The organism is uncultured Frigoribacterium sp. (assembly GCF_963515265.1).
In the GTDB taxonomy this organism is placed as follows: domain Bacteria; phylum Actinomycetota; class Actinomycetes; order Actinomycetales; family Microbacteriaceae; genus Frigoribacterium.
On sequence record NZ_CAUPYL010000284.1, the window covers coordinates 1 to 2530 of the forward strand.

General features: G+C 76.8%; 3 protein-coding genes. All 3 read right to left on the reverse strand.

The genetic code is table 11. The features are described from left to right. Positions 1-756 (reverse strand): hypothetical protein (locus RWM17_RS14015; protein ID WP_314104663.1); only part of this gene is annotated, 756 nt, incomplete at its 3' end. Further along, complete coding sequence (locus RWM17_RS14020; RefSeq protein WP_314104665.1) at positions 753-2081, reverse strand: EsaB/YukD family protein; 1329 nt, start codon at positions 2079-2081, stop codon at positions 753-755. The genes RWM17_RS14015 and RWM17_RS14020, both read right to left, overlap by 4 nt. Further along, positions 2078-2443 (reverse strand): hypothetical protein, encoded by a 366-nt coding sequence (locus RWM17_RS14025; protein WP_314104667.1) that lies wholly within the window; start codon positions 2441-2443, stop codon positions 2078-2080. The genes RWM17_RS14020 and RWM17_RS14025 overlap by 4 nt, the downstream gene beginning before the upstream one ends. Positions 2444-2530 lie beyond the last annotated feature (87 nt).

Below are 2530 nucleotides of genomic sequence, written 5' to 3' on the forward strand. Positions count from 1 at the left end.
GCCCACGGGCCGGGCCGCCCCGCGTCTCGCGTCGTAGGGCACGTGCACGACGGGCACGGTCGGGTCGTCGCCCACCGTCCTCGGGGCCGCACGCCCGGCCGCCCCCACGTCGACGAGCGCGATCACGACGTCGGGCCGGTCGGGGTGGTCCTTGATCGCGGGCACGAGGGCCGCCGCCTCCTCGGCCGCGTGCCGGTCGGCGCGGGCGACGATGCAGACCGTGCGGCTGGCCGAGACGACGTCCGTCAGGTCGGCCCGCCAGTCGCGGACTCCCCAGTCGGTGACGACGAGCTCGAAGAAACGGCTGACGGGCGTCACCTCGTCGAACCAGGTCTCGGCGGACGCGACGGCGCGCGACTCGTCCCGGGGGTCGAGGTCGAGGGCCCACAGTCCGGACGGTGTCCGGGCCAAGCCGTCGACCGCCTCCGCCGAGCTCGTGGCGCCGCGTCGACGGCCCCGGTGCGCCGAGCCCCCGCCCGTGGGCGCCCCGGCGTGCCAGAGCATGCCGCGCGGCCCACGGGACGCGTCGACCCCGAGCACGAGCCCGGGACGACGACGGGCGAGCAACGACGCGACGTAGCCGGCGGTCGAGCTGGCGCCCGCGCCGCCCCGAGCCTGCACGACGCCGATGCGTCGCGAGACCGGGAGGGGTCGCCGCAGCACCTCGTCGACGGTGCTGAGCTCGTGCACCCGCGCCGACACGCTGCCGAGCAGGGCGAGCGGCGCCGACCGGACGAAGGCGTCGAAGGCGGTCACGAGAAGGCCGCCAGGAGCTCGCCGTACACGCCGAACACGCCGACGAGGACGGGCAGCAGCGCGACGACGCCGAGGGCCTCGACCGTGTTGCCGAACCGGCGGAGCGAGGCGCGCTGGTGGGCGACCGGGTCGACGCCGCCCGCGACGACGGCCACGACCACGCCGGCCGCGAGCACGACGACGAGCAGCCACGTGGGAGCGAGGGCCTGCACGAGCACGCCGCCGGCGAGGCCGACGAGGGCCGCGGCCCAGAGCGCCCAGCCCTGCACGGCCACGGGGAGGGCGCGGGTGCGGGCCGCGACGACGAGCACCACGGCGACGCCGAGCCCGACCTGCCAGAGGTCGTCGGCACCGACGAGGGCGACGGTCGTCACGGCGATCGGTCCGGCGACCGCGAAGGTCGCCCAGGTGAGCGTGCGGTACGCCTCCGAGACGGTGACGAGCACCTCGTCGCGCCGCCCCCGTCGACCGTCGACGACCTGGTCGTCGAGCCCGGTCAGGCCGGAGGCGCTCATCGCGTACCAGGGCAGCAGTCCGCAGACGACGACGGTGAGCACGGCCCCCGTCCCGACGGCCCCGGCGTCGTCGACTCCGAGCAGCCGCAGCACGACCGGGGTCGCGGCGAGCACCGTGCCGAGCACGCCGGCCCACCACGCCGACCGGTGGCCGAGGCCCGCTCCGACCCCGAGGGCGAGAGCCGCCCAGACCAGCACCAGCGCGACGAGCGGCGGGTCCACGGCGGGCACGAGCAGGCCGGAGGTGCCGCTCGCGACGATCGTCGCGGCCAGCGGCACGGAGGTGCCGAGCGCGACGGCCGTCGCGGCGACCGAGAGCCAGCGGCCGCGGAACCGGCCCGCGACGATCGCGACGGCGACGGCGAACATCCAGGCGCCGCCGAGCGACCCGAGCGGCTCGACCTCGTCGAGCCGCACGGCGACCAGCGAGAGCACCCCGGAGAGCGCACCGATCGTGACGGCCGCCGTGGCCGTCCTCGAACGACGGGTCCAGAGTCCCGGTCGCGAGGCGAGCGACTCGGCGAGCACGTCGGTGACGTCGGCGACCTCGGGAGGCGGCGGGGCGGCGTCCTCGCGCAGCAGACGCAGCAGCTCGCCGTCCACCACGCGCTGCTCCGCCGCCGACAGCGACGAGTCGAGCTGCTCGCCCGTCGAGCGCACGAGGGCGAGCGGGCGCGACACAGCGCCGGGCACCTCGCCGAGCAGCTCCATGAGCCGGGGCACGAGGCCGCCGATCGGCTCGTCGGCGGGCACGACGAGATCGGCGCGCCGCGTGGACCCGACGATGGTCAGACGGGTGTAGTCGGTCATCGGGGCTCCGTCGTCGGGATCTGGCCGGGGTCGGGACCGTCGGTCCGTGCGGTGTCGGCGGGGGCGGTGTCGGCCGGCGTCGGCGACGTCGTCGCACCTCCTGTGCTGCCCGACCGCTGCTGCTGCTCGAGCTGCTGCTGCGCCTGGGCCTCCCGCTGGTCCGCGAGGACCGAGAGCACGAACGAGGTGCCGGCACAGCCCGCGCAGGCGACGGCGGCGACGACGAGGCTCACCACGAGGCGGCGCACGTTGTCGACGACGGGCCGGCGCTCGTCGAGCTCGCCGAAGAGCAGGGCCGAGACGAGTCGTGCCCGGTGGGTCTTGACGGTCTCGAGCAGGACGACGTCGCGGTCACCGCTCACGGGACGCTCCTTCCCCGGAGGTCCCGGCGGCCGCGTGCGCGCCGGCGCCGACGCCGGCGGACACGGCGGCCCGGGTGGGCGCCCCTG

What these genes read in the sequence shown, in the direction of transcription:
- RWM17_RS14020 (WP_314104665.1), bottom strand. Translation starts at nt 2,081, where the DNA reads ATGACCGACTACACCCGTCTGACCATCGTCGGGTCCACGCGGCGCGCC.